Here is a 21,454-nt window from a genome sequence, read left to right on the forward strand (position 1 = left end):
TGGCGGTTTCCAGGGAAACCGCCCGCAACGGGACCGGTTCGCCTAGTATCGCGGCGCAGTCATCCCGAGCTTCATATTGCAGACCTCCATGACAGGCAGACCGGATTTAGCCCAATCCCGGCCAGTTGTCATCCGCGATTTGCCGCCAGTGAAACAAGCTCGTCCCGGCCGAGGGCAAAGCCCGAGGCGATCCACCGCGCCTCGGCCTCGCGCAGCGCCACGCCCAGTTCGGGGCCGGACAGGCCCGGCATCAGGTCGGCGGCGCGCAACGGAAAGACCTGCAACGCCCCGTCAACGGCCATTTGCAAGTCGTCCCGATCCGCCTCACGCCCGCCAAGCGCTGCGCGCAAGACTAGAACGTCTTGCGCCATGGTGGCGCCCAAGCGATAGCCCAGTTCCCCCGGCCCCGTCTCATCCTGCATCGAGGTGCGCAATTGTTGCAGGCGCGCCGCCTCGGCCCGGCTGAGGCGCAGGGCGCGCTCCGGCTCTTGCCCGCCCAGTGCGGCGAGGCGACGAATCGGGTCGGGCGATAGACCCGCCACGCCTTCGACATGGATCAGAACCGTCAGCAGGCCCGCGCCTGCCCCCGGAACCAGCGCGGTCAAGACGCCCGCCGCCGTCATTGCCGCCACGGCCGGCGCCGGGTCGGGTGCCGCGAGCAACTTCATCATTTCCTGCCCGCAGCGTTCGGCCGAGACCTTGGCCAACCCGTCATGAAGGGCCGCACAGGCCGCCAGACCGTCGGGATCAAGCCCGCCCGCGGGGTCGCCGTACCACGCGTGAAAGCGGAAGAAGCGCAGGATGCGAAGGTAGTCTTCGCGGATGCGGTCCTCGGGATGGTCGATGAAACGGACATGCCCCGCGCGCAGGTCAGGCAGGCCGCCGATCGGGTCAGACAGCGTGCCGTCCGGCGCGGCATATAGCGCGTTCATCGTGAAATCGCGCCGGTGCGCATCTTCGGAAATAGAGTCTGCAAAGGCTACAACCGCCCGCCGGCCATCTGTCTCTATGTCGCGCCGAAAGGTCGTGACTTCATACGGCTGATGCCCCGCGATCACCGTGACAGTGCCGTGGTCGATGCCCGTGGGCACCACGCGCAGGCCTGCCGCCTCGGCCAACGCGCTGACGCGGTCGGGCCGCGCATCGGTCGCAATATCGATATCCGAAACGGGCACGCCCAGCAGTGCGTTACGCACACATCCGCCGACAAACCATGCCTGTTGCCCACCGCCCGAAAGCGCTGCCATCACCGCGCGAGCGCCGTCGCTGGTCAGCCAGGGGGCGTCGATCCGGGTCATCCCTGCATCCTTTCGGCCAACGCGCGCAGCATGCGCGCCGTCGCACCCCAGATGTAATACGGGCCCCAAGGCACGGTGAAGTAATAGCGGCGCCGGCCCTGCCATGTCCGCGCCTGCACGCTGAACCGCGCAGGATCAGTCAGATGGGTCAGCGGCACCTCGAACACCTCGTCGACCTCGCCCGCCTCGGCCCGTACGACAAAGTCCTCACGCACCAGTCCGACAACGGGCGTCACGGCAAAGCCGGTGACCGTTTCATGCCCCGGAAGGTTTCCCATGACCTCCACCAGCGCGGGAGGTAGGCCGATCTCTTCCTCCGCCTCGCGCAAGGCAGCAGCGGTAGCGTCGGCATCGGTCGGATCCTGCTGACCGCCCGGAAAGGCGATCTGGCCCGGATGATGCTTCAGCCGGGCCGATCGTTTGGTCAGGATCACTTTTCCCGTGACGGTCACTGGCACCAGAACCGCGGCGGGCCGCAGAACTCGGCCTTCGGGCAGGGCGATATCGGGATTCAGGTCGAAATCCGACGAGGCGTCGCCCGGCCGCCCGAGCGCGACAGACAATGCCATGCGCAAGTCACGCGTCACTGTCACCGTCCGTAGTGGCCTCGAAACCCAGCGTCTCGGGCGCAAATTCGTAATGCGCGCCGCAGAACTGGCAATCTGCCGTCACGATCCCTTCGGGCGTGGTCATGTGACCGATGTCCTTGGCCGAGTAGATCGACAGCGTCTGCCGCACTTTTTCCTCGGAACAGGAACAGCCGAAGACCACCGGCTGCGGATCGAAGACGCGCGGACCTTCCTCGTGAAACAGCCGGACCAGCAGGTCTGTCGGCTGCACAGACGGGCCGATCAATTCCAGCGCCTCGACGGTATCAAGCAGGATGTTCGCGCGGTTCCAGTTGTCTCCGTCCTCGCCATCAAGGATATCGGCCGCGGCCAGAAGACCGCCTTCACCCGAGCCGCCGCCGGTGGCAAAGGGTGACGCCTTCGGCATGTGCTGCAACATCACGCCGCCGGCGCGCCAATGCTCTCCCTGCCCCGGCACGCGCGAGCGGCCAGAGGTCAGCTGGAATCGCGTCGGTAGCTGTTCGGATTGCGAGAAATACGTCTCTGCACAGGCCGAAAGCGAACCACCGGCGATGGGCGTGATGCCCTGGTAAGGCACCGTGCCCTCGCCCTGGTCGATCAGGATCGCGAAATAGCCCTTGCCGATCTGGCCGAACGGATCGGCGGCCGGATCAAGCCGCTCTGCGTCGAAACTGGCCCAGGCCCGGATGCGCGCCGGTGTGCCCTCTTCCGTTGGCCCGTAGTAATCGGTCGCGATCAGCCGCGCGGGGCCGTCGCCCCGGACCTGCAACGAAAGCTTCCAGCGCAGCTTGATCGTCTGGCCGATCAGCGCGGTCAGCAGCGCCATTTCCGCCACGAGCGACTCGATCGGCGCGGGATAGGCGTGCTGGGTCAGCACGCGGTCCAGCACGCCGTCAAGGCGGGCGACGCGGCCGCGAATGTCCGAACGGTCAAGCTGGAACGGCAGGACGGTGTCGTCCCAGGCTATACGGGCGCCAAGGGTCATGAGCTTTCCTTGCGATGTGGGATTTGGCATATCCGGTCCATATAGGCGGGGCAAGGCGCGGACCAAGAGGCACGACATGACCAGACGTTTCGGCGAACCGGTCCAGACCGACCGGCGCTATATCCGCAGGCCGGGCGTTTATGCGATCCTGCCGCGTCAGGGGCAGCTTCTGCTAACCTTCCAGGCAGAGCCGCGGCCCGAGGTGCAATTGCCCGGCGGCGGCATCGATCCGGGCGAATCGCCGCTGCAGGCATTGCACCGCGAGGTGTACGAGGAAACCGGCTGGCGCATCGGTAGGGCACAGCGGCTGGGGGCCTATCGCCGCTACACCTACATGCCGGAATACGATCTCTGGGCCGAGAAGATCTGCCACATCTACGTCGCCCTTCCCGTGCGCTCACTGGGCGCGCCGACCGAACCCGGCCATCTCGCGCTGTGGATGCCCACCGCGATGGCGCTGGAAGAATTGGCCAACAGTGGCGAGGTGGCGTTTCTGGACAACTGGCTGCGGCGAGGCGGCTCTGGCGCCTGACACCCCTGCGCCAACTTGCCCCGCCCCCGGAAAACCGCTATCGGCTGCGACCGACTGTCCTGACGGAGGCCGCCATGTCCGCGCCCAAGAAAGTTGTCCTTGCCTATTCTGGTGGTCTCGACACCTCGATCATCCTGAAATGGCTGCAGACCGAATACGGGTGCGAGGTGGTGACCTTTACCGCCGACCTGGGCCAGGGCGAAGAGTTGGAGCCCGCGCGGCAAAAGGCGATCCTTCTGGGGATCAAGCCCGAGAACATCCACATCGAGGACGTACGCGAGGAATTCGTGCGCGACTTCGTCTTCCCGATGTTCCGCGCCAACGCGCTGTACGAGGGTCTGTACCTGCTCGGGACCTCCATCGCGCGGCCGCTGATTTCCAAACGCTTGGTCGAGATTGCCGCCGAATGCGGCGCCGATGCCGTGGCGCATGGTGCCACCGGCAAGGGCAATGACCAGGTCCGTTTCGAGCTGTCGGCCTATGCGCTGAACCCCGACATCAAGGTGATCGCGCCGTGGCGGCTGTGGGACCTGACCAGCCGCACGCGCCTTCTGGCCTTTGCCGAGGCGAACCAGATTCCCATCGCCAAGGACAAGCGTGGCGAAGCGCCGTTCAGCGTGGATGCGAACCTGCTGCACACCTCGTCCGAGGGCAAGGTTCTGGAAGATCCGGGGCAGGAAGCGCCGGAATACGTTTACCAGCGCACCGTCGACCCCGAGAAAGCGCCCGATACGCCCGAAATGGTCGAGATCGGGTTCGAGCGGGGCGATGCAGTCTCTATCAACGGCGAAACGCTGTCGCCCGCCGCGATCCTGACGCGCCTGAACGAGCTGGGCGGCAAGCATGGGGTGGGCCGGCTGGACCTGGTGGAAAACCGGTTCGTCGGCATGAAATCGCGCGGGATCTATGAAACCCCCGGCGGCACGATCCTGCTGGAGGCGCATCGCGGGATCGAGCAGATCACGCTCGACAGCGGGTCGGGGCACCTGAAGGATTCGATCATGCCGCGCTATGCCGAGCTGATCTACAATGGCTTCTGGTTCAGCCCCGAGCGCGAAGCGTTGCAGGCGCTGATCGACAAGACGCAAGAACATGTGACGGGCACCGTGCGGGTAAAGCTTTACAAGGGGTCGGCCCGGACGGTGGCCCGCTGGTCGGACCGGTCGCTTTATTCCGAGGCGCATGTGACCTTCGAGGAAGATGCCGGCGCCTACGACCAGAAGGACGCGCAGGGCTTCATCAAGCTCAACGCGCTGCGGCTGAAACTGATCGCGACGCGCGCCCGGCGGCTAAAGGGCTAAGGGGGCGCTGCCCCCGCGCCTGCGGCGCTCCCCCGGAGTATTTCAAGCCAGAAGAAGATCAGGGCGTCAGGCGGCGCTGGTGCAGCGCGCTGTAGAACGGTATCGCCGCATCGGCGAGGGCCGCTTCGTCACCCGCAAGTTCGGGTAGCGGCCCCTCCGGGCCGGCGAACCCGGTGCTGCGGTGGACGGCGCCATACCAGTGCGACGCCCAGACACCATCCTCGGGGCGGCCACCGGCGGGCCAGTGCAGCATCGCCGAATCCCACGGCAGGTCGATTTCAACGCACAGGCGGCGCAACATGGTTTCCGGATCAGCCCGGATATCGGCGCTGTCGATGACAAGCCCGCCAAGCATATCGAAAATGCGCGCCTGCTGGGCAAACCCTATATCCTCCAGCGTCATTGCATCACGCTTCGCGCCGTAGCTGGTGATCACGCGGGCGGGGTGACGAATGAGATGGATATTCACGCAGTCCTTCGCCCAGTCGAGCGGCAAACCGGCGACCATATGGTGCGCCATGTGTTTCATGTAGAGGTGCGGCTTGCCTCCCGGGATCGGGCCAAGACAGGCCTGTGCGACCTTGTCAGGGTCGTTTTCCTGGGTGGCGAGGATGGCCTCTCGCATCGGGTGGTCGGCCCCGGATGCGGCAAGAAAGGCAGCGTAGAATGGCTCGTCCATGACCGCGAAATCTGGGCGGGCGCCAAAGGCGTACATCATCGTGGTCGACAGGTTTCGCGGCCCCGACCACATCGCAATGCGCATCAGGCACACTCCCGTGCGATCAGGTCCTTGTAGAGCGCGCGCAAGCGCGTCGTGATCGGGCCCAGTTGCCCGGTGCCGATCTGTCGGCCGTCAATGCTGCCAACCGGCGTTTGCGCGCCGAAGGTGCCGGTCAAGAACGCCTCGTCCGCACCGTAGGTATCGACCAGGCTGAAGTTCCGCTCGAAAACCGGGATGTCATTGGCCCGGCAGAGGTCAATCACCTTCTGCCGGGTGATGCCGTTCATGCAGTAATCGCCGGTACTGGTCCAAACCTGGCCCTTGCGCACGATGAAGAAGTTGCACGCATTGGTGGTGTTCACGAAACCATGCACATCAAGCATCAGCGCCTCGTCCGCGCCGGCCTTTTCAGCGGCGATGCAGGCGAGGATGCAGTTCAGCTTGGAATGGCTGTTAAGTTTCGGGTCCTGCGTCATCGGCAGGCCGCGCAGGTGCGGCACGGTGGCCAGGCGCACGGGCCGGGGAATTGCGGGCTGCGAGTGTTCGATGATGATGACGATCGTCGGTCCGGAACGGCTGAGCGAGGGGTGCTGGAACGGGTGTACCTTGACGCCGCGGGTGACCATCAGCCGGGCATGGGCGTCTGTCGTCATGCCATTGGCGTTTTGCGTGTCTATCAAGGCGGAAATGACGCCCTGCCGATCCATCCCGATATCAAGGTCAATGGCCTTGGCCGCCTCGAACAAACGGTCCATGTGCTCGTCGAGAAAGGCCCAGCGGCCGTTGTAAAGGCGCAACCCCTCCCACACCCCGTCGCCCAGCATGAACCCGCTGTCATAGACGCTGACGCGCGCCTCTGCCTTGGGCACGATGCGCCCATCGACATAGATCAGGATCTGCTCGTTCCGGGCGTCCTCTTCGGCCTGGTGTGTGGTGACGTGATCGGTCATTTTGGGGTCTCCTTGCCGGGCACGCTAGGGCGGCACCGGAAATGTTCCAAGAGATAAAGAGCGCGTGACCTGACGCGATTGCGCGTTGCGCGGGACAAATCAACGGCCGAGGATGCCTTCACGGAGGTTGCCATGCGTATCCAGTTTCATGCTCTGAAACTCGCCATCGTCGCCTTGGCCATTTTGGCCAGCGCTGTCTTCGGTCCGCATCACGAGGCGGCCCGCACGGGTGGACCCGCAGCATTCGCGCAGAGGGCCGGCGCCGGGGCGGCCGCAGTTCAACACCATCGGTTTTCGGCCTTGCCGGACCTGATCTAGGTCTAGCGCCCGACGCCCTGAACCTGGCTGGCCGCCATGATTGCCATGTTCAGGATGTCGTTCACCGACGCGCCGCGCGAACAGATCTGGATGGGCTTTTCCACACCAGTCAGGATCGGCCCGATCACCGTTGCGCCGGCCATCTCTTGTAGCAGCTTGACCGAGATCGAGGCGGAATGGCGCGCCGGCACGACCAGCACGTTGGCCGGGCCGGTCAGGCGCGAGAACGGGTAAAGCTCCATCGCCTTGAGGTTCAGCGCGACATCGGCGGTCATCTCGCCCTCGTATTCGAAATCCACCCCGCGTGCGTCCAGCACCCGTGGCGCCTGGTGCATCTTGGTGGCCCGTTCCGAGACCGGGTAGCCGAAGGTGGAGAAGGACAGGAACGCCACCCGCGGCGTCAGCCCAAGGTGACGCGCAACCTCGGCCCCCCGTTCGGCGATATCGGCCAGATCCTCTTCCTCGGGCCATTCGTGCACCAGCGTATCGCCAATCAGCACGATCCGGCCCTTGTTCAGCACCGCCGTCACGCCCACGGCGCCATTTTGGGCCTGCGCATCAAACACGTAGTTGATCTGTTCCAGCACGTTGGCGGCCTTGCGGGTGACGCCGGTGACCATCCCGTCGCAATGGCCATGCTGCAGCAGCAGAGCGGCGAAGACGTGACGGTCGCGCGCCGCTAGGCGGTGGATGTCAGCCTTGTCAAAACCCTTGCGCTGCAGGCGCGCGTAAAGGAAATCCTTCAGCAGATCGAGGTCGGGGGTGTTGGCCGCATTGACGACCTCGACCTCGGAAACCGCGTCGGCCAGACCCTCGGCGGTCAGACGTTCGGCCACGTCGACGGGGCGGCCCACGACCAGCGCCTTGCCAAGGCCCGACCGTTGGTAAAGCACCGCGGCGCGCAGCACGCGCGGATCGTTGCCTTCGGCAAAGACGATGCGCGCCTGCGCCTTGCGCGCGCGGGCATGCAGGCCGCGCAGCACCGCCGCCGTCGGGTCCATCCGCGATTTCAGTGACAGTTCATAGGCCTCCATGTCGACGATCGGGCGCCGGGCGACACCTGTCTCCATGCCCGCCTGCGCGACCGCGGGCGGCACCCGGAATATCAGGCGCGGATCGAAGGGCGTTGGAATGATATAGTCTCTGCCAAAGCTCAACTTGGTGCCGTAGGCCATCGCCACTTCGTCCGGCACCTCCTCGCGCGCCAGCGCTGCCAGAGCCTGGGCGCAGGCGATCTTCATCTCGTCATTGATCGCCCGTGCGTGGATATCGAGCGCACCGCGAAAGAGGTAGGGAAAGCCCAGCACGTTGTTGACCTGGTTGGGATAGTCGCTGCGCCCCGTGGCCACGATGGCATCGGACCGCACCGCGCGGGCCTCTTCGGGGGTAATCTCGGGATCGGGGTTGGCCATGGCGAAGATGACCGGATCGGGCGCCATGCTGGTGACCATTTCGGGTGTGACGGCGCCTTTGGCACTGACGCCAAGAAAAACATCGGCCCCCGCCATCGCGTCGGACAGCGTGCGCAACGTGGTGTTGGCCGCATGGGCCGATTTCCACTGGTTCATGCCCTCGGTGCGGCCCTGGTATATGACGCCCTTGGTGTCACACATGATGCAGTTGTCGTGACGCGCGCCCATCCGCTTGAGCAATTCCAGACATGCAATGCCGGCGGCACCAGCGCCGTTCAGCACAATGCGCACATCCTCGATCTTCTTGCCGGTCAGGTGCAGCGCGTTGATCAGGCCGGCAGCGCAGATCACCGCAGTGCCGTGCTGGTCGTCATGGAAGACGGGGATGTCCATCTCTTCCTTGAGGCGCTGTTCGATGATGAAGCATTCCGGCGCCTTGATATCTTCGAGGTTGATGCCTCCAAAGCTGGGACCCAGCAGGCGCACCGCTGCACAGAACGCGTCAGGGTCTTCGGTATCAAGTTCGAGGTCGATCGAATTGACATCTGCGAAGCGTTTGAAGAGCACGGCCTTGCCCTCCATCACCGGCTTGGAAGCAAGCGCGCCGAGGTTTCCCAGTCCGAGAACCGCCGTGCCGTTCGAGATGACAGCGACAAGGTTGCCCTTGTTGGTGTAATCGTAAGCGGTTTCAGGGCTTTGCGCGATTTCCTCGCAGGGAATGGCGACGCCGGGGGAATAGGCAAGGCTGAGGTCGCGCTGGGTGGTCATCGGCACTGTCGCCGCCACCTCCCACTTGCCCGGCGCGGGGTGCATGTGGAATGTCAGCGCGTCGGCGCGGGTGATCGGGGCCTTGGCCATTGGATGTCCTCCCAGACTTCCCTCTCGACATAGCCTTTTGCGATGCGCCGCCGCAACGTGGACGTTTTGCGCTTTGCCCCGCCGGGCGGCGCGGCTAGGGTCCGCCATACCAATCCGGGGAGAGGGATGAGCGGGAACGCGGGCACAGTGACGCCGATGATGGCGCATTATCTGGAGTTGAAGGACAGCTGTCACGATGCGCTGCTGTTCTACCGGATGGGCGATTTCTACGAGATGTTCTTTGACGACGCGGTCGCGGCCAGCGCGGCGCTGGATATCGCGCTGACCAAGCGCGGCCAGCATCTTGGGCAGGATATCCCCATGTGCGGCGTCCCGGTTCACGCCGCCGAAAGCTATTTGCAGACACTGATCAAAGCCGGGTTCCGCGTGGCCGTCTGCGAGCAGATGGAAGACCCCGCAGAGGCACGCAAGCGCGGCGCGAAGGCGGTGGTCAGGCGCGACATCGTCCGGCTGGTCACGCCGGGCACCTTGACCGAGGAAGGGCTGCTGGAGGCCCGGCGGCACAATTTTCTGGCGGCCTATGCAACGGTGCGCGAGGACAGCGCGCTGGCCTGGGTCGACATCTCGACCGGCGCGATGGGGGTAACGCCCTGTCCACTTGTCCGCCTTGGGCCAGAGCTGGCCCGGCTGGCCCCACGCGAAGTTCTGGTGGCAGAGCCGGACGAGGCGCAATTGCGGCCGATCGTGGATGACACGGGCGCGGCCCTCACGGCGCGGCCCGTGCATGCGTTCGACAGCACCGGGGGCGAGCGGCGAGTTCTGGAGGCGTATGGCGTAGCGACACTGGACGGGTTCGGGCGTTTCGACCGGGCCGAGGTGGGGGCGCTGGCTGCGCTTGTCGATTACCTGGAGTTGACGCAGCGCGGCAAGCTGCCCGCGTTGCAGCCGCCGGTCCGTGAACTGGCCGCCAGTGTCATGCAGATCGACGCCGCGACGCGCAAGTCGCTGGAACTGACGCAGGGAACGGGCGGCGGGCGTGCCGGGTCGCTGCTGGCAACGATCGACCGCACGGTAACGGCAGCAGGCGCGCGCCTGCTGGAACGGCATGTCGCCGCGCCACTGACCAGCCCCGCCGCCATCCTGGATCGGCAGGCGGCAACCGCCTTTCTGGTGGAGGATGGGACGCTGGGCATGCGGCTGCGCGACGCGCTGCGCGGCGTGCATGACATCGACCGGGCGATCGCGCGCCTTTCGCTTGACCGGGGCGGCCCACGAGACCTGGCCGCGCTGCGCGACACGCTGGCCGCGATCATTCCAGTCCGCGAGGCGCTGGGCGCCGCCGATGTGCCCGCCCTGCTGGCAGCGGCGGCAAGAGACCTGTCCGGTCTGGACGATCTTGGCGAGACGCTGGACCGGATGCTGGTGGCAGATCCGCCGCTGATGGCGCGCGATGGCGGCTCCGTTGCCGGCGGCGTTAATACCGACCTCGACGAGGCGCGAAAACTGCGCGACGACGGACGTTCCGTCATCGCGGCGATGCAGGCGGAATACGCCGAGATGACTGGCATCGCGTCATTGAAGATCAAGCATAACAACGTGTTGGGCTATCACATCGAGACGACGGCGGTGCATGCCGAAAAGATGCTGTCGGCCCCGCTGAACGAGATGTTCAAGCATCGGCAGACCACCGCGAACCAGGTGCGGTTCACCACGCCCGCGCTGAACGAAACCGAAAGCCGTATCCTGAATGCAGGTGGACGCGCGATTGCCATCGAGACGGAGATCTTCGCCGATCTGCGGCGCACCGTGCTGGAGCGCACGACGGAACTGTTCACGCTGGCCCGCGCCATTGCTGCCATCGACGTGGCGCAAGGACTGGCCGACCTTGCACGGGCCGACGGCTGGGGCCGGCCCATGATCGATGACAGCCGCGCCTTTGCCGTCACTGGCGGACGCCATCCGGTTGTCGCCGAGGCGCTGCGCCGGTCTGGCGGCAGTTTCGTCGCCAATGATTGCAGCCTGAGTGACGCGCCGATCTGGCTGCTGACCGGCCCGAACATGGCGGGCAAATCCACGTTTCTGCGGCAGAACGCGCTGATCGCGATTTTGGCCCAGATCGGCAGCTTCGTCCCGGCAGAAAGCGCCCATGTAGGCGTGGTCAGTCAGGTGTTCAGCCGCGTCGGCGCCTCTGACGACCTGAGCCGGGGGCGTTCGACCTTCATGGTAGAGATGGTCGAGACGGCGGCGATCCTGAACCAGGCCGACGACCGGGCGCTGGTGATCCTGGACGAGATCGGGCGCGGCACCTCGACCTATGACGGGCTGTCGATTGCATGGGCCACGCTGGAATACCTGCATGACGTGAACCGCTGTCGCGCGATATTTGCCACGCATTATCATGAACTGACCGCGCTTTCGGCCCGGCTGGACGGGGTAGAGAACGCCACGATGGCAGTGCGCGAATGGCAGGGCGACGTGGTGTTCCTGCACGCCGTCAAACAGGGAACGGCCGACCGCAGTTACGGTGTCCATGTGGCCCGCCTGGCCGGGTTGCCTGCCCCGGTAGTGGCGCGGGCGCGAACCGTTCTGGACATGCTAGAACGGGGCGAGCGCGAGGGGGGCAGCGCCAAGCAGAAGCTGATTGACGATTTGCCGCTGTTCTCGCGCGCGGCGGCAACGGCCGTGCCCGAGGCGGCAACCGCGCCATCCGAGGTGGAGGCGCGGCTGCGTCAGGTGTTGCCTGATACGCTAAGTCCGCGCGAGGCACTGGACCTTGTTTACGAGCTGAGAGCGCTGGTGAAGGACTAGCTTGCAGGTGTCGAGGACACGCCGACCTGTGCGGGCCGCAGCAGGCGATCGTGCAGCAGGAAGCCTTCGGTCATCACCTGGATGATATCGCCGGCGCGGGTGCCGGGCACCGGCGCTTCGAACATGGCCTGGTGCGCTTGCGGGTCGAACCGGTCACCGACCTGCGGCGCGATCTGTTCGATTCCGTGCTTGCGGAACACGTTCAGAAGCTCTCGCATGGTCAGTTCCACGCCTTCCAGCAGCGGGCCGGCTACCGCCTTCTGATCTTCGGTCACGCTTTGCAGCGCGCGAGAGAGGGCGTCGTAAACCGGCAGCAGATCGCGCGCGAGCTTGGATCCGCCGTAGTTCTCGGCCTCGCGCCGATCACGCTCGGCGCGTTTGCGGGTGTTCTCTGCGTCGGCCAGTGCACGCATGAACCTGTCACGAAAATCATCGCGCTCGGCGCGCAGGGCGGCGACCTCTGCCTCATTTGCCGCGGCAAGTTCTTCGTCGTTCGGCGGCGCCTCGGCGGCCATTTCGTCAAGGGTCTGCGGTTCGTTGTTGTTTTGCGCCATTCGTGTCTTCCTTCAGCTCCTGTCGGAGATCAGTTTGCCGACCAGTTGCGCGGTATAGTCGACGATCGGAACAATGCGGCCATAATTCAGCCGTGTCGGTCCGATGACGCCCACCGCGCCAATGATCTTGCGGTCGGCGTTCATATAAGGAGAAACGACGAGACTGGAACCCGAAAGCGAAAAAAGCTTGTTCTCGGAGCCGATAAAAATGCGCACACCCTCGCCCGCTTCAGCCAGTTCCAGGAACTGGGCGATGTCACGCTTGCGCTCGAGGTCGTCGAAAAGGGTGCGAATGCGGTCAAGATCGGCAGCCCCGTCCTGATCGGTCAGAAGATTGCCGCGGCCGCGTACGATCAGCCGTTCGGTCGGCTGGCCTTTGTCGGCCCAGATGGCAATACCGCTTTCGACCATCTCGCGCGCGAGGCCGTCAATTTCCTGCCGGCGCGCTTGCACTTCGCGCGCCATAACGGATGCCAGATCGGACAGGCTGCGTCCTTCGGCCAGCGAGTTGACGAAATTGGCGGCCTCGCGCATGGACGAAGGCGTTTGCCCCGGCGGCGGCGTGAAAACCCGGTTTTCGACGTGGCCATCGGCGAAAACGAGAACCACCAGCGCCCGGTCAGGCGCGAGCGAGACGAACTCGATATGCTTGACGGGCGCCTCGTGTTTGGGTGTCAGCACAAGCGACGCACCATGCGTGACGCCGGATAGCGCCGAGCCGACCTTGTCGAGCAGGCTTGCCACATCGCCAGCGGGTTCGCCCATGGTGCGGTCGATCTTGTCGCGGTCTTCACCCGAAAGATCACTGACTTCGAGCAGGCCATCGACGAAAAGCCGCAGGCCGGTCTGTGTGGGAATGCGCCCGGCACTGACATGCGGACTACCGAGCAGGCCCATGTATTCCAGATCTTGCATGACATTGCGGATCGTCGCGGCGCTAAGCTGTTCGGACATCGACCGCGTCAAGGTGCGCGAACCGACCGGCGCACCGGTTTCGAGGTAGCCTTCAACGACGCGGCGAAACACCTCGCGCGACCGCGCGTTCATTTCTTCCATCAGTGTCGACGACGGTTTTGGCATTGCCTTGACCATTCCTCATGGGCCCCCGACTTAAGACCCGGACGCCGGCCGCGTCAATCAGGGTTGGATTATGGCCGGGGGCGGCGTATGTGGCCCGCATCAGCCACAGGAGTGAAGACATGCGGCCTTCGGGACGGAATTTGGATCAGATGCGCGAGATTTCAATCGAGACGGGCGTGTCGCGTCATGCCGAGGGATCTTGCCTGATTCGCTGCGGCCACACCCATGTGCTGTGCACCGCGACGGTGGACGAACGAGTGCCGCCGTTCCTGAAGAACTCGGGCCAGGGCTGGGTGACGGCGGAATACGGGATGCTGCCTCGCGCAACAAATACCCGGATGCGTCGTGAGGCAAAAGAAGGCCAATCCGGCCGAACGCAGGAGATTCAGCGTCTGATCGGGAGATCGCTGCGCGCGGGCGTGGACCGTGTGGCGCTGGGCGAACGGCAGATCGTTGTCGACTGTGACGTGATCCAGGCCGATGGCGGCACGCGTTGCGCATCGATCACGGGTGGTTGGGTGGCGCTGAAACTGGCAGTCTTGAAGTTGCAGAAGGCCGGCCTGATCACCAGTGATCCGCTGACCGCACCGGTGGGCGCGGTCAGTTGCGGGCTTTACGCTGGCCAACCAGTACTGGATCTGGATTATCCGGAAGATTCCGAGGCGGATGTCGACGGCAATTTCGTGATGGCAGGGGCACGACTGGTCGAGGTGCAGATGTCGGCAGAAGGGGCCACCTTCAGCCGGGACGAGATGGACACGCTTCTGAGCCTCGCCGAAAAGGGCGTTGCCGAACTGCGCGCGGCCCAACTGGCGGCGATCGGATGACGCGGCGGTTTTCCGGTGGCGATCTTGTCGTCGCGACGCATAACCATGGCAAGCTGGAAGAGATCGCGGCGCTGCTGGCGCCATTCGACGTGCGCGTATCCTCGAACGCCGATCATGGACTGCCGGAGCCGGACGAGACCGAGACGACATTTGTTGGTAATGCGCGGATCAAGGCCCATGCGGCGGCGCGTGCGACCGGCCTGCCCGCGCTGGCCGACGACAGCGGTATCGCAGTAGCGGCCCTGAACGACGCGCCGGGCGTTTATACGGCCGATTGGGCCGAAGGGCCGAATGGGCGCGATTTCGAGATGGCGATGCGCCGGGTCTGGGAAGAACTAGAGACTAAAAAGGCAAAAGAGCCGCGTCTGGCGCGGTTTTGTTGCGCTTTGGTGCTGGCCTGGCCCGACGGGCATGACGAGGTCTTTGAAGGGATCGCACCGGGGCGGATCGTCTGGCCGATGCGAGGGACGCAAGGGCATGGATACGATCCGATTTTCCAGCCTGATGGCTTTGATGTGACATTCGGCGAGATGGACAGGTGGGATAAGAACCGGATCAGCCATCGTGCCCGGGCGTTTTCCAAGCTGGTCGAGGGCTGCTTTGGGTGAGAACCTGCCCGAGGGGGGCTTTGGCCTCTACCTGCATTGGCCATTCTGTCAGGCAAAGTGCCCCTATTGCGATTTCAACTCCCATGTGGCCGCCAACATTGATCAAGCGCGGTGGCTAAGGGCCTATGAGGCGGAAATTGACCGGATTGCCGCTGAAACCGGGCCCCGATTGCTGCGATCGATCTTTTTCGGGGGCGGCACGCCAAGCCTGATGGCCCCTGAAACGGTGGCGGCGATCCTGGACAGGGTTCGGCTGAGATGGCCGATGGCCAATGACATCGAGATCACGCTGGAGGCCAATCCGACATCGGTCGAGGCGGGCAAATTTCGTGCATTTCAGGCGGCCGGCGTGAATCGGTTGTCGATGGGCGTGCAGGCGTTGAACGACATGGACCTGAGAGCGCTGGGCCGTATGCATAGCGCCGAAGAGGCCGTTCAAGCATTTGATATTGCAAGGGAAATATTTGATCGTGTGAGTTTCGACCTGATCTATGCGCGTCAGGGCCAAAGCGCTGCAGATTGGCGACGGGAGTTGCAGCAGGCGTTAGAAATGGCGGTGGATCACCTTTCGCTTTACCAGCTTACGATCGAGCCTGAGACGGTGTTCGGGCGGCGCCACGCCGCGGGCAAGCTGCCGAACCTGCCAGACGAAGATGCGGCGATTGATATGTGGGAAGTTACGCAGGAAATCTGCGATGCTGCGGGCCTGAGAAGCTACGAGGTTTCGAACCACGCGCGGCAGGGGGCCGAAAGCCAGCATAACCTGATTTATTGGCGCTGCGGCGACTATGCCGGGATCGGGCCCGGGGCGCACGGGCGGCTGACAAGCAGCGCGGGACGTGCAGCGACCGAGGCATTGCGCGCGCCCGGCGCGTGGTTGGAGGCGGTCGAAACCCAGGGCAGCGGCGAAGTGCCCCGCGAGACGCTGTCACGCGACGACCAACTGTCTGAATTCCTGTTGATGGGGCTGCGGCTGCGAGAGGGCGTTTCGCTGGACCGCCTCACGCGGTTGGGTGGCGCGCGACTGAACAGGCCAATTTCCGAATTGGAAGCGGAAGGTTGGCTATCGCAGACGGAGGGCCGGCTGGCAGTGACAGTTACGGGGCGGCCGGTGCTGGAGGCGATCCTGAGGCGCCTTCTGACGGATTAGCCGCCGGCAAGCAACCGCAGCAAGTCATCCAACTGGCTGAGATTACTGTAAGAAATCATCAGTTTTCCGGATTCCTGCCCGCTGGGATGATCGATGCGCACCGGCATCTTCAATTGCGCCGAGAGCTCTTGTTCGATCGCTACCGTATCAGCATCGCGCGTCGGGCCCGGGCGGCTGCGTGCCTTGACTGACCCATCGGACGGTGTCTTGCGCGTCAGCGCCTCGGCGGCGCGAACCGAAAGGCCGCCGGCGATGATCTTGCGGGCCAGCGTCTCGGCATCTTCGCGCCCCACGAGCGTTCGCGCATGGCCGGCATCAAGTTTGCCAGCGGTAACATAGGCCTGAACGCTTGGCGGGAGGGTCAGAAGACGGAGAAGGTTCGCGATGTGGCTGCGGCTTTTACCAAGAGCCTGCGACAGTGCGTCTTGCGTGTGGCCGAAGCGGTCCATCAGCTGTCTGTATCCGGCAGCCTCATCAATGGCGTTCAGATCAGCCCGCTGGACGTTCTCGATGATCGCAATTTCCAGCATTTCGGAATCTGTCAGGTCCCGAACGAGAACCGGAACGCTGTGCAGCTTGGCATTCTGCGCCGCGCGCCACCGCCGTTCCCCAGCGACAAGCTGATATGTGCCGGGCTGATCAGGATTGGGGCGGACGATCAGCGGCTGGATGATGCCTTTTTCGCGAATGCTTGCCGACAGATCTTCGAGCGCGGTCGGATCAAAACTGCGCCTAGGCTGATCCGGATTGGGCTGAATGCGGTCTATGGGCACCTGGATGTCGGGGCGTACGGTGCGCGCACCTTCTCCATCCCTTTGCGTAGGGTTGACGTCTGCCATCAAGGCGGACAGGCCGCGCCCAAGGCCACGATTACGAACGGGTTTTTCAGCCATGGGCAACACCTTCCTTCCGGTTGGTCGATTCGCGCGCGATCAGTTCGGCGGCCAGATCACGGTAGGCAGCGCTGCCTTTTGATGCGCTGTCATAGTCCAGAACAGAAACAGAGAAGGATGGCGCCTCGCTAAGCCGAACGTTTCGCGGGATCACCGTCTTGAACACGAGGTCGCCCAGATTGGTTCGCGCATCATCCTCAACCTGCTGGGACAGGTTGTTGCGCCCGTCATACATCGTTAGCGCGATCCCCTCGATCCGCAGATCGGGGTTTGCGTTCTGGCGCACCTCGCGCAGCGTCAGCATCAACTGGGAAAGCCCTTCAAGCGCATAGAACTCGCTTTGAAGCGGGACCAGAACGGAGTGCGCCGCGACCATGGCGTTGACTGTGAGGATGTTGAGGGATGGCGGGCAGTCGATCAGGATATAGTCGAAATCGAAAACTTCCATCGCGGGTTGGCGCAGAGCGTCATGCAACAGGTAGCTGCGTTTTTCGTTGGCGATCAGTTCGATATCGGCGGAACTGAGATCGGTCGTGGCCGGCACGATCTTCAGGTTTGTCACGGAGGTATCGCGAATCACCTCGTCCAGCGCAGAATCTCCGAGGATCAGGTCATAGGTGGTCAGGGCGCGGTCGTTCCGGCCGATGCCAAGCCCGGTCGAGGCATTGCCCTGTGGGTCAATATCCACCAGCAGCACGCGGCGGCCGCTCTCCGCCAAGGCGGCGCCAAGATTGATCGCCGTGGTTGTCTTGCCGACACCGCCTTTCTGGTTGGCGATGGCGATGATCCTTGGGGACTTGGTGCGAAGAAGGTCAGCCACGGGTCAACCCTGTCAGGCGCAGAATGCGGGAATCTGCTTCTGTCATACTCGGGTATTCTTCCAACCGGAACCGCCAGTTTGCCTCGGCCGCCGCAATTTCCTGGGCGGCTGCCCGACCCTTGGGGAAAAGCGCCACACCGCGGGGGGAAAGGTGCCGTTCCGCATGCACAAGAAGTTGGGTCAGCGGGCTGAGGGCGCGGGCGGTCAACAGATCTGCGTTCATAGGCGCCACCGCCTCGATCCGTTCGGCAAACACGGTTGCGTCAAGTGCAAGCTCACGTATTGCGGTACGCAGGAAGACCGATTTTCTCTGGTCACTTTCGACCAGCGTGACATGGACATCTTGCGCATGCTCTTTCGCAAGGATGGCCAGAACGATGCCTGGCAGCCCCGCACCGCTTCCAATATCAGCCCAGCGCGCGCCCTCATTCGGACGTAGGGCGAAAAGCTGTGCGGAATCCACGATATGCCGCTGCCACAGGTCCTGCAGGGTGGCGGGCGAAACCAAGTTGATCTGGCGCGTCCATTTGCGGATTAGCGCCTCATAGGCATACAGCCGGTCAAGTGTTTCACGTGAAACATCAATGCCACCGACTTGGGACGGCAGGGTCATCCCGCCCGTGCCCGGTCCAGCCGGCGGATATTGGCGACGATCAGCATCAGTGCGGCAGGCGTCATGCCTTCTATCGCACTTGCCTCTGCCACGGTCCGCGGCCGCAGGCGCGCAAGTTTCTGCTTCAGCTCATGCGACAACCCATCGATCGCGTCGATATCCAGCTCGGCCGGCAGAACGGTTTGTTCATCCCGGCGCAGCGCTGCGATATCCTTGTCCTGACGGGCGATGTAATAGGCATAAAGCGCATCACGTTTGACCTGTTTCTTCAGGGCCGCGGGGTCCGCCGCGAATTCCGGGGTAAGCTGACCAAGCTGATCGAAATCGAAATCGGCCAGGGCCAGCGCCTCGAGCGCCGTCCGCGCGGCGCCATCGGGCGATAGATTGGCGCCGGTGCCAGCAATCTCGCGCGCTGAAAGCGTCACGCCGCCAAGACGTGCGGACAGATCCGCCAAGGCATCACGTTTGCTTTCGAAGGCCAGCCAACGCATCTCTGAAACACAACCAACGGCGCGCCCAAACTCTGTCAACCGCTGGTCGGCGTTGTCCGCACGTAGCGACAGCCGGAACTCTGCCCGTGATGTGAACATGCGGTAAGGCTCTGTCACCCCTCGCGAAATCAGGTCGTCGATCATCACCCCAATATAGGATGTCGTGCGACTGAACCGCACATCCTCGTCATGCTTGGCCATTCTGGCTGCATTAATACCCGCGACGAGGCCTTGTGCCGCAGCTTCTTCATAACCGGTCGTTCCATTGATCTGCCCCGCAAGGAAAAGGCCGGGCACTGCCTCAAGCTCCAGCGTGGGGCGAAGCGCTCGTGGATCGACATAGTCGTATTCAATGGCGTAGCCCGGCTGCAGGATCTCGGCCCGTTCCAGCCCGCGGATCGAATGGACATAGTCGACCTGTACGTCCTCGGGCAAGGATGTCGAAATGCCGTTCGGATAAACGACGCCCGATTCGATGCCTTCCGGTTCAAGGAATATCTGGTGCGAGGCTTTCTCGGCAAATCGGACGACTTTGTCCTCGATGGACGGGCAGTATCTCGGGCCAACGCCCTCGATATGACCGCCGTACATCGCCGAGCGCCCCAGATTGGCCCGGATGATATCGTGCGTTTTCTCGTTCGTCTCGGTGATCCCGCAAGCAACCTGAGGCGAGCTCAAGCGGGTTGTCAGAAATGAGAAAAACGTCGGGTCGTCATCGCCCGGCTGCGTACCGACGACATCCCAGTCAATGCTCTGGCGCGCCAGGCGCGGTGGCGTGCCGGTTTTCAGGCGCCCCAATGGCAGCCCGAAACTGTCCAGTCGCTCGGCCATCCTGACAGAGGGCTGATCGCCCATCCTGCCCCCCGGCCGCGACTTGTCGCCGATATGAATGACTCCGCGCAGAAATGTTCCCGTCGTCAGAACAACGGCCCTTGATGTCAGCACCGTGCCCTCGGCCATCATCACGCCGACGACACGCGGCCCGTCCATGACAAGATCAACGGCCTCACCCTCAATCACCGTCAGCCCGGGCATAGCCGCCATTTCCGCCTGCATCGCAGCACTATACAGCGCTCTGTCCGCCTGCGCGCGCGGCCCCTGCACCGCCGGCCCCTTCTTTCGGTTAAGAAGGCGAAATTGAATGCCGGCACAGTCGGCCACGCGCCCCATCACACCATCCAGCGCGTCGATCTCACGCACAAGGTGTCCCTTCCCCAAGCCGCCAATCGCCGGATTGCACGACATCACGCCAATTCCTGCCCGCTTCAATGTGACCAGCCCAGTGCGCGCGCCCATCCGGGCCGCGGCATGCGCGGCCTCGGCGCCGGCATGGCCACCACCGATCACGATCACATCAAAGGCATCATGTTTCACGTGAAACACTCCTCACTTGCCGATGCAGAAGCTGGCAAAAATCTCATCCAGAACCTGCTCCACATCTACGCGCCCAATCAACGAGTCAACAGCCCTGATTGCGCCACGAATCTCTTCAGCAGCCAGATCAGCAGCATCCGGCCGCCGGACAAGCTCCAACGCCGCGCGAAGTCGAACAATCGCCCGCTCCAGCGCGTCGCGATGCCGCTCCCGCATCGCCACACCCATCACGGCAACCCTTCCGCGCAACGTGGCTGACACCTGTGCGACCAGCGCGTCAACACCTTCACCCGTCAAACCCGACACGCCGGGGCCCTCGCCCAGATGAAGATCGGCCTTGGCCCGCAGCACAATGTCCTCCTCCTGCGGTGCAAAGGCCGGCCCGTCGCCCGGAGGGGTCAGGAAGATCCGCAGGTCTGCCGCTTCGGCACGCGCCCGGCCACGGGCAATCCCGATCCCCTCGACCACATCCTCCGCTTCCCGCATTCCGGCCGTGTCCAGCATCGTAACCGGCAGGCCATCAAGGTCTAGCCGCACCTCGATGACATCCCGCGTCGTGCCCGCGAATTCCGAGGTAATTGCTGCATCCCTACCTGCTAACCTATTGAGAAGAGACGATTTTCCAACATTTGGTGGCCCTACGATCGCCACCTCGAACCCGCTGCGCAGCCTTTCTGCAACCGCCACACCGGTTGCTTCAGCCTGAATTTCGTCCATCAGTCCGACAATCAGCTCCGTCACCTCCGGCGCCACGTCGACCGGAACATCTTCATCCGCAAAATCGATCGTCGCCTCGATCAGCGCCGCGGCTCGGATCAACCGCTTGCGCCAGTCTTCGGCGCGTGCACCCAAGGCACCGGAGAAAACCCGCAACGCCATCCGACGCTGCGCTTCGGTCTCTGCATCAACCAGGGCCGCCAGCCCCTCTACCTGCGCCAGGTCCAGCCGCCCGTTTTCCATGGCGCGACGGGTAAACTCGCCCGCCTCTGCTTGGCGGAATCCCTCGATGCGCCCCAGTTCCTTCAAGATTGCGGCAACCACGGCACTGCTGCCGTGCAGGTGCAACTCCACCACATCTTCGCCGGTAAAACTGTGCCCCCTGTCGAACCGCAGAACAAGCGCCTCGTCCAGGACCTCTCCCGAAGCGCCGTGTAGCCGCCGCAGCCCACGCGCGGCCGGAACGCCGCGCATCATTTCCTGCAGCCCGGTCAACGCACGCGGTCCGGAAATCCGGATTACAGCAAGCCCGGCCCGGCCCGGTGCCGTCGCAACTGCAAAGATCGTATCCATGCCCCGGCCTCCACGGCCAC

19 protein-coding genes are annotated in these 21,454 nt (G+C 63.9%); 6 read left to right on the forward strand and 13 right to left on the reverse strand.

The features are described from left to right. Positions 1-128: 128 nt before the first annotated feature. Genes GC146_RS08320 through GC146_RS08330 form a run of 3 tightly spaced genes read right to left on the reverse strand, consistent with a single transcriptional unit; the run spans position 129 to position 2,873 of the window. Positions 129-1,298: a CCA tRNA nucleotidyltransferase gene (locus tag GC146_RS08320; RefSeq protein ID WP_291836996.1), complete on the reverse strand. Its 1,170-nt coding sequence runs from the start codon at positions 1,296-1,298 to the stop codon at positions 129-131. Continuing rightward, positions 1,295-1,867: a CoA pyrophosphatase gene (locus tag GC146_RS08325; RefSeq protein WP_291838479.1), complete on the reverse strand. Its 573-nt coding sequence runs from the start codon at positions 1,865-1,867 to the stop codon at positions 1,295-1,297. Before GC146_RS08325 ends, GC146_RS08320 begins: the two co-directional genes overlap by 4 nt. Before the next feature lie 7 nt (positions 1,868-1,874). Continuing rightward, on the reverse strand, positions 1,875-2,873 hold the full coding sequence (locus GC146_RS08330) for an Hsp33 family molecular chaperone HslO (protein WP_291836998.1): 999 nt from the start codon (positions 2,871-2,873) through the stop codon (positions 1,875-1,877). 76 nt (positions 2,874-2,949) lie between these two features. Here GC146_RS08330 and GC146_RS08335 point away from each other — a divergent pair, with 76 nt between their 5' ends. Next, a complete protein-coding gene (locus GC146_RS08335; protein ID WP_291837000.1) occupies positions 2,950-3,405 on the forward strand; it encodes an NUDIX hydrolase in 456 nt (151 codons plus the stop codon). Positions 3,406-3,479: 74 nt separating this feature from the next. Next, positions 3,480-4,706 (forward strand): argininosuccinate synthase, encoded by a 1,227-nt coding sequence (locus GC146_RS08340; RefSeq protein ID WP_291837002.1) that lies wholly within the window; start codon positions 3,480-3,482, stop codon positions 4,704-4,706. Positions 4,707-4,764: 58 nt separating this feature from the next. Here the strand turns inward: GC146_RS08340 and GC146_RS08345 are convergent, their stop codons facing one another. The 3 genes from GC146_RS08345 to GC146_RS08355 form a co-directional block, all read right to left on the reverse strand. Continuing rightward, a complete protein-coding gene (locus GC146_RS08345; protein WP_291837004.1) occupies positions 4,765-5,469 on the reverse strand; it encodes an HAD family hydrolase in 705 nt (234 codons plus the stop codon). Next, positions 5,469-6,377, reverse strand: a complete 909-nt coding sequence (locus tag GC146_RS08350) for a D-amino acid aminotransferase (RefSeq protein WP_291837006.1) — start codon at positions 6,375-6,377, stop codon at positions 5,469-5,471. The genes GC146_RS08345 and GC146_RS08350 overlap by 1 nt, the downstream gene beginning before the upstream one ends. A gap of 320 nt (positions 6,378-6,697) precedes the next feature. Next, positions 6,698-8,965: an NADP-dependent malic enzyme gene (locus GC146_RS08355; protein ID WP_291837008.1), complete on the reverse strand. Its 2,268-nt coding sequence runs from the start codon at positions 8,963-8,965 to the stop codon at positions 6,698-6,700. 126 nt (positions 8,966-9,091) lie between these two features. On the opposite strand from GC146_RS08355, the gene mutS reads away from it, so the two are divergent. Then, a complete protein-coding gene (gene mutS, locus GC146_RS08360) occupies positions 9,092-11,734 on the forward strand; it encodes a DNA mismatch repair protein MutS (RefSeq protein WP_291837010.1) in 2,643 nt (880 codons plus the stop codon). On the opposite strand, the gene GC146_RS08365 is transcribed toward mutS, so the two are convergent. Together GC146_RS08365 and hrcA are read right to left on the reverse strand one after the other, a co-directional pair. Continuing rightward, a complete protein-coding gene (locus GC146_RS08365; RefSeq protein WP_291837012.1) occupies positions 11,731-12,288 on the reverse strand; it encodes a nucleotide exchange factor GrpE in 558 nt (185 codons plus the stop codon). The two genes, mutS and GC146_RS08365, sit on opposite strands and share 4 nt — an antisense overlap. A 12-nt stretch (positions 12,289-12,300) precedes the next feature. Beyond that, on the reverse strand, positions 12,301-13,344 hold the full coding sequence (hrcA, locus tag GC146_RS08370; protein ID WP_291837013.1) for a heat-inducible transcriptional repressor HrcA: 1,044 nt from the start codon (positions 13,342-13,344) through the stop codon (positions 12,301-12,303). A 143-nt stretch (positions 13,345-13,487) separates the two neighbouring features. Here hrcA and rph point away from each other — a divergent pair, with 143 nt between their 5' ends. The 3 genes from rph to hemW are packed head-to-tail and all read left to right on the forward strand — an operon-like array spanning position 13,488 to position 15,953. Beyond that, a complete protein-coding gene (rph, locus tag GC146_RS08375; protein ID WP_291838480.1) occupies positions 13,488-14,195 on the forward strand; it encodes a ribonuclease PH in 708 nt (235 codons plus the stop codon). Beyond that, positions 14,192-14,803, forward strand: coding sequence for an RdgB/HAM1 family non-canonical purine NTP pyrophosphatase (rdgB, locus tag GC146_RS08380; protein WP_291837014.1), 612 nt, complete (start codon positions 14,192-14,194; stop codon positions 14,801-14,803). Before rph ends, rdgB begins: the two co-directional genes overlap by 4 nt. Continuing rightward, the gene (gene hemW / locus GC146_RS08385; protein WP_291837015.1) at positions 14,760-15,953 is read left to right on the forward strand and encodes a radical SAM family heme chaperone HemW; all 1,194 of its coding nucleotides are present in this window, start codon (positions 14,760-14,762) and stop codon (positions 15,951-15,953) included. Before rdgB ends, hemW begins: the two co-directional genes overlap by 44 nt. Here the strand turns inward: hemW and GC146_RS08390 are convergent. The 5 genes from GC146_RS08390 to mnmE are packed head-to-tail and all read right to left on the reverse strand — an operon-like array spanning position 15,950 to position 21,434. Continuing rightward, on the reverse strand, positions 15,950-16,846 hold the full coding sequence (locus tag GC146_RS08390) for a ParB/RepB/Spo0J family partition protein (protein ID WP_291837016.1): 897 nt from the start codon (positions 16,844-16,846) through the stop codon (positions 15,950-15,952). The two genes, hemW and GC146_RS08390, sit on opposite strands and share 4 nt — an antisense overlap. Beyond that, positions 16,839-17,666 (reverse strand): AAA family ATPase, encoded by an 828-nt coding sequence (locus GC146_RS08395; RefSeq protein WP_291837017.1) that lies wholly within the window; start codon positions 17,664-17,666, stop codon positions 16,839-16,841. Before GC146_RS08395 ends, GC146_RS08390 begins: the two co-directional genes overlap by 8 nt. Continuing rightward, positions 17,659-18,279, reverse strand: a complete 621-nt coding sequence (rsmG, locus tag GC146_RS08400) for a 16S rRNA (guanine(527)-N(7))-methyltransferase RsmG (protein WP_291837018.1) — start codon at positions 18,277-18,279, stop codon at positions 17,659-17,661. The genes GC146_RS08395 and rsmG overlap by 8 nt, the downstream gene beginning before the upstream one ends. Next, complete coding sequence (mnmG, locus tag GC146_RS08405) at positions 18,276-20,144, reverse strand: tRNA uridine-5-carboxymethylaminomethyl(34) synthesis enzyme MnmG (protein WP_291837019.1); 1,869 nt, start codon at positions 20,142-20,144, stop codon at positions 18,276-18,278. The genes rsmG and mnmG overlap by 4 nt, the downstream gene beginning before the upstream one ends. A 12-nt stretch (positions 20,145-20,156) precedes the next feature. Next, on the reverse strand, positions 20,157-21,434 hold the full coding sequence (mnmE, locus tag GC146_RS08410) for a tRNA uridine-5-carboxymethylaminomethyl(34) synthesis GTPase MnmE (protein WP_291837020.1): 1,278 nt from the start codon (positions 21,432-21,434) through the stop codon (positions 20,157-20,159). Positions 21,435-21,454: the final 20 nt, after the last annotated feature.

Origin of the sequence: Limimaricola sp. (assembly GCF_016125575.1) — a bacterium.
Classification (GTDB): Bacteria; Pseudomonadota; Alphaproteobacteria; order Rhodobacterales; family Rhodobacteraceae; genus WGLM01.